The sequence below is a fragment of the Caulobacter sp. B11 genome (assembly GCF_002737765.1).
GTDB lineage: Bacteria > Pseudomonadota > Alphaproteobacteria > Caulobacterales > Caulobacteraceae > Caulobacter.
In genome coordinates, this window is record NZ_PEGG01000132.1 from 1 (window position 1) to 4,697 (window position 4,697).

Annotated in this window: 5 protein-coding genes and 2 pseudogenes; 4 read left to right on the forward strand and 3 right to left on the reverse strand. The window is 67.4% G+C overall.

All coding sequences use genetic code 11. From position 1 onward, the window contains the following. A pseudogene (gene ahpF / locus CSW58_RS06785) lies at window positions 1-1,086 on the reverse strand (alkyl hydroperoxide reductase subunit F); the annotation flags it as partial. Between the two features lie 93 nt (window positions 1,087-1,179). Continuing rightward, complete coding sequence (gene ahpC / locus CSW58_RS06790) at window positions 1,180-1,743, reverse strand: alkyl hydroperoxide reductase subunit C (protein WP_099446780.1); 564 nt, start codon at window positions 1,741-1,743, stop codon at window positions 1,180-1,182. A 135-nt stretch (window positions 1,744-1,878) separates the two neighbouring features. On the opposite strand from ahpC, the gene CSW58_RS06795 reads away from it, so the two are divergent. The 4 genes and pseudogenes from CSW58_RS06795 (at window position 1,879) to CSW58_RS06810 (ending at window position 4,504) form a co-directional block, all read left to right on the forward strand. Beyond that, window positions 1,879-2,775 carry a hydrogen peroxide-inducible genes activator gene (locus CSW58_RS06795; RefSeq protein WP_099446781.1) on the forward strand — a complete coding sequence of 299 codons (897 nt, stop codon included), beginning with the start codon at window positions 1,879-1,881 and terminating at the stop codon, window positions 2,773-2,775. Between the two features lie 153 nt (window positions 2,776-2,928). Beyond that, window positions 2,929-3,498, forward strand: coding sequence for a PadR family transcriptional regulator (locus CSW58_RS06800; protein ID WP_099446782.1), 570 nt, complete (start codon window positions 2,929-2,931; stop codon window positions 3,496-3,498). 52 nt (window positions 3,499-3,550) lie between these two features. Continuing rightward, window positions 3,551-3,717: pseudogene (locus CSW58_RS15020) on the forward strand (DUF2218 domain-containing protein); the annotation flags it as partial. A 187-nt stretch (window positions 3,718-3,904) separates the two neighbouring features. Continuing rightward, on the forward strand, window positions 3,905-4,504 hold the full coding sequence (locus CSW58_RS06810; protein ID WP_369825103.1) for a peptidylprolyl isomerase: 600 nt from the start codon (window positions 3,905-3,907) through the stop codon (window positions 4,502-4,504). Window positions 4,505-4,521: 17 nt separating this feature from the next. Here CSW58_RS06810 and CSW58_RS06815 read toward each other — a convergent pair whose 3' ends face one another. Next, window positions 4,522-4,680 carry a hypothetical protein gene (locus CSW58_RS06815; protein ID WP_236627693.1) on the reverse strand — a complete coding sequence of 53 codons (159 nt, stop codon included), beginning with the start codon at window positions 4,678-4,680 and terminating at the stop codon, window positions 4,522-4,524. Between the last annotated feature and the right edge of the window lie 17 nt (window positions 4,681-4,697).

A 4,697-nucleotide genomic window follows, 5' to 3' on the forward strand; every position in this document is an offset into this window, starting at 1 on the left:
CGCCGATCATCACGGCCACGCGCTTGCCCTTGAACAGCGGACCGTCGCAGTGCGGGCAATAGGCCACGCCCTTGTTGCGATACTCGTCCTCGCCCGGGACGTTGATCTGCCGCCAGCGGGCGCCGGTGGCCAGGATGACCGACCGCGACATCAGACTGGCGCCGTTCTCAAGCTTGACCTCAATCAGGCCGCCCGGGGTCTGGGCCGCGACCAGGCCCACGGCCCTCTGCAGGTTCATGATGTCGACGTCATAGTCCTTGACGTGCTGTTCCAGCTGGGCCGCCAGGCGCGGACCTTCGGTATGCGAGACCGAGATGAAGTTCTCGATGCCCATGGTGTCGAGCACCTGGCCACCGAAGCGCTCGGCGGCGACGCCGGTGCGGATGCCCTTGCGGGCGGCGTAGATGGCCGCGGCCGCGCCGGCCGGACCACCGCCGACGATCAGAACGTCATAGGCGGCCTTGGACTTGATCTTCTCGGCCTCGCGGGCCACGGCCCCGGTGTCGAGCTTGGCCAGGATCTGCTCCAGGCTCATGCGGCCCTGACCGAACGGCTGGCCGTTCAGCAGGACGGTGGGCACGGCCATGACCTGGCGGTCCTCGACTTCCTTCTGGAACAGGGCGCCGTCGATGGCGACGTGGGTGATGTTGGGGTTCACGGCCGCCATGGTGTTGAGCGCCTGGACCACGTCGGGGCAGTTCTGGCAGCTCTGCGAGAAATAGGTCTCGAAGTGGAAGGGCCCCTGCAGGGCGCGCACCTGATCGAGAACCTCGGCCTCGACGCGGGCGGATGACCGCCGACATGAAGCAGGGCCAACACCAGCGAGGTGAACTCATGGCCCAGGGGCAGTCCGGCGAAGCGGACCTTGGCGTCGCCGGCGGCGCGTTCGATCGCGAAGGACGGCTTGCGGGCGTCGTCGTCGCGCCGCACCAGGCTGACCTTGTCGGACGTCGCGGCGACCTCTTCGAGCAGGGAGAGCATGTCCCGCGACCCGGCGCTGTCGTCGAGCGAGGCGGCCAGGGTGATCGGCTGGCGCAGGTTTTCGAGATAGGCCGTCAGCTGGCCCTTCAGAGTAGCGTCCAACATGCTGGGATCCTTCAGAAATAGGCCGGCGGGGAGTCCGGAAGTGGCGCCGCCCCCGGGCTGGAAGACAGGGGCGGCGCCGGTCGTCGGTTAGGCTTAGATCTTGCCGACGAGGTCGAGCGAGGGCTTCAGGGTCTTTTCACCCTCTTCCCACTTGGCCGGGCAGACTTCGCCCGGGTGAGCGGCGACGTACTGGGCGGCCTTGACCTTGCGGAGCAGTTCGAGGGCGTCGCGGCCGATGCCGCCGGCGGTGATCTCGACGATCTGGATCTTGCCGTCCGGATCGACGACGAAAGTGCCGCGGTCAGCCAGGCCGACCTCTTCGATCATCACGTCGAAGTTGCGGGTGATCTTGCCGGTCGGGTCGCCGACCATGGTGTAATTGATCTTGCCGACGGCTTCCGAGGTGTCGTGCCAGGCCTTATGGGCGAAGTGCGTGTCGGTCGACACCGAATAGATCTCGACGCCCAGCTTCTGGAACTCGGCATAGTTGTCGGCCAGGTCTTCCAGCTCGGTCGGGCACACGAAGGTGAAGTCGGCCGGGTAAAAGAACACCACCGACCATTTGCCCTTCAGGTCGGCGTCGCTGACGGTGATGAACTTGCCGTTCTTGAGGGCTTCGGCGGTGAAGGGTTTGATGGGGGTGTTGATCAACGACATGGTGGTGCTCCTGATGAGGTGGAGCCTGTATAGGGCCCGCCGTTTGATAGGGCAAATCGATTAAATCATATCTGTCGATAGATTGGTTCGATCTAAAGCCTTTCCGTTCCGTTTGAACCGGCCTATATCGGGGCCATGCTCCCCACCCTGCGCCAGCTGCAATATCTGAAACTCCTCTCCGAGCACGGCTCGTTCAGCCGGGCGGCCGAGGCCTGTCACGTCACCCAGCCGACCCTGTCTGCCGGCATCCAGGAACTGGAGAAGATCCTCGGCGCCGCGGTGGTCGACCGAGCACGCTCGGGCGTGATCCTGACGGCCGCCGGCCAGGAGGCGGTGCGGCGCGGCAACGCCATCCTCAACCAGACCGAAGACCTGGTCCAGGCGGCGCGCGGCGCGGGCCAGCCCCTGGCCGGTCGCTTCCGTCTGGGCGTCATCCCGACCGTCGCGCCGTATCTGTTGCCCCGGGCCCTGCCGGTCCTGCGCGAGCGCTTCCCCAAGCTGCGGCTGTTCCTGCGCGAGGACCTGACCCAGAGGCTGATCGCCGCGCTGAAGGCCGGGGCCCTGGACGCCGCCCTGATCGCCCTGCCCTATGACATGACCGGCCTGGCCTGGGCCCATGTCGAGGATGATGAACTGCTGGCCGCGGCGCCGGCCAATCACCCGATGGCGCTGCAGGACCGCGTCTCGCCCGAAAGTCTGGAGGGCGACGATATGATCCTGCTGGAGGACGGCCATTGCCTGCGCGACCACGCCCTGGCCGCCTGCGGCCTGGAACCGCCCCGCGGCGTCGGCGACGAGGAGAGCTTCGCGGCCACCTCCCTGCCCACCCTGGTTCAGATGATCGGGTCAGGCCTGGGCATCTCGTTCCTGCCGGCCATGGCGGTCGAGGCCGGTCTCACCGACCACGCGGCCGTCACGGTGCGACCGCTCAACACCGCCAAATCGAGCCGCGAGATCGTGGTCGCCTGGCGGGCCGGCTCCAGTCGCGCCGACGAGGGGCGGCTGCTGGCCGCGACCTTGCAGGCGGTCTGACGGTTCGGACTCTCGACCCGCCAAGGGCCGCCGATCCGAACCAGCGCCCCGCGACCATCCCGCGGATTTAAGATATATCTAAATACACTCTTGTCTTCGGTCAATTTCGATATATCTGTAAATCCGATATAACGAAACACGATCGGAAACACGATGTTCGGACATCATAATCACGGGGGCCGCCACGGCCATCACAGTCGCCACCCGTTCGGCTTTCACGGACCCGAGGGTCACGGCCCGGGCCACCATGGCCGCGGCGGCCGCATGGGTCGGTTCTTCGACCATGGCGACCTGCGCCTGGTGGTGCTGAAGCTGATCGCTGAAAAGCCCAGCCACGGCTACGAACTGATCAAGGCCGTCGAGACCGCCGCCGGCGGGGCCTATACGCCCAGCCCGGGCGTCATCTATCCCACCCTGACCCTGCTGGAAGAGCTGGGCTATGTGACCGGCAGCGACGCCGGCGGCGGCAAGAAGCTCTATGCCATCACCCCGGCGGGCGAAGAGTTCCTCCAGGCCAATAACCAGCCGGTGCGCGGCCTGTTCGAGCGCATGGCCGAGGCCGCCGCCCGCAGCGCCGCCTTTTCTCCCGCCATCCTGCGGGCCCGCGAGAACCTCAAGACCGCCCTGCGCCTGCGCCTGACCGCCGGTCAGCTGTCAGCCGAGCAGGTGACCGCCCTGGCCAAGGTGCTGGACGACGCCGCGGGCGCCATCGAGCGGATCTAGGGGCCTCATGCAAAGCCACGCCCGCCTGAGCACCGACAAGGCCGCCCGCTACATGACCCAGTTGGCCAAGCATTGGAGCCACAAGTTCGCGGTGACCTTCAACGCCACCACCGCCCACACCCCCTGCCGATCGGCGACTGCCGCATGATCGCCGACCCGACCGGCCTCGACATCATCGTCGAGACCGACAGTCACGACGGCCTGGGCCGGCTGGAGGACGTGGTCGGCGAACACCTGCTGCGCTTCGCCTTCCGCGAAGGCGTCGAGAAGCTGGCCTGGACCCGCGCCTGGGAAGCCGGCCGCATCGATCCGCCAACCGGCGGGTGGGGCTGGTCAGGGCTAGGCATGGCGGTTGTCCGGGGCGCGGGATATGATTTCGCGCCCACGGGAACGCCAGAGGACCACGATGACCGACACGAGGATTGCCCGCCGCAGCCTGCTGGGCGCCGCCGGCCTGTTGGCGACCCAACCCCTTCAGGCCCTCGCGGCGCCCGCCAAGCCGAGGGTGACGATCCAGACCGCGCAGGGCGTGATCGTGGTCGAGTTGGAGGCCGACAAGGCGCCGGTCACCAGCGCCAACTTCCTGCGCTATGTCGATGCGAAGAAATATGACGGCGGCACGATCTATCGCGCCTCGCGGACCAAGGGCGTCAAGGGCGCGGGTTCGATCCAGGGCGGTCCCTCGCCCCGGGTCCGACGCTTCGCGCCGATCGCGCACGAGAGCACGCGAGCGACAGGGATCAAGCACCGGGCCGGGACCATCTCCATGGCCCGCAACGCGCCGGGCTCGGCGACCTGCGACTTCTTCATCTGCGCCAGCGCCCAGCCCTATCTGGACGCCCATCCCGGCGCGCCCGGCGACAACCAGGGCTTCGCGGCCTTCGGAACCGTGATCAAGGGCATGGAGATCGTGCGCAAGATCCTGGCGCAGCCGACCGGCGGTCCGGCCTATGCGCCCGGCATGAAGGGCGAGATGCTGCTGACCCGGTGGCGATCGTCAGCATGAAGCGGACGGTCTGAGTCTCAGTTCAGGCCGCGCAGCAGATCGATGCGCCGCATCGCCTTGCCGGGCAGCGCCGACACCCGGCCCAGCGGCAGGGCTTCGGCCATCTGGCGCACGCCATAGGCGGCCTGGCGCATCACCGTGGCCGGCGACAGGGCGCCATAGAAGCCGAACACCACGTCTGCTGGCTATTGGC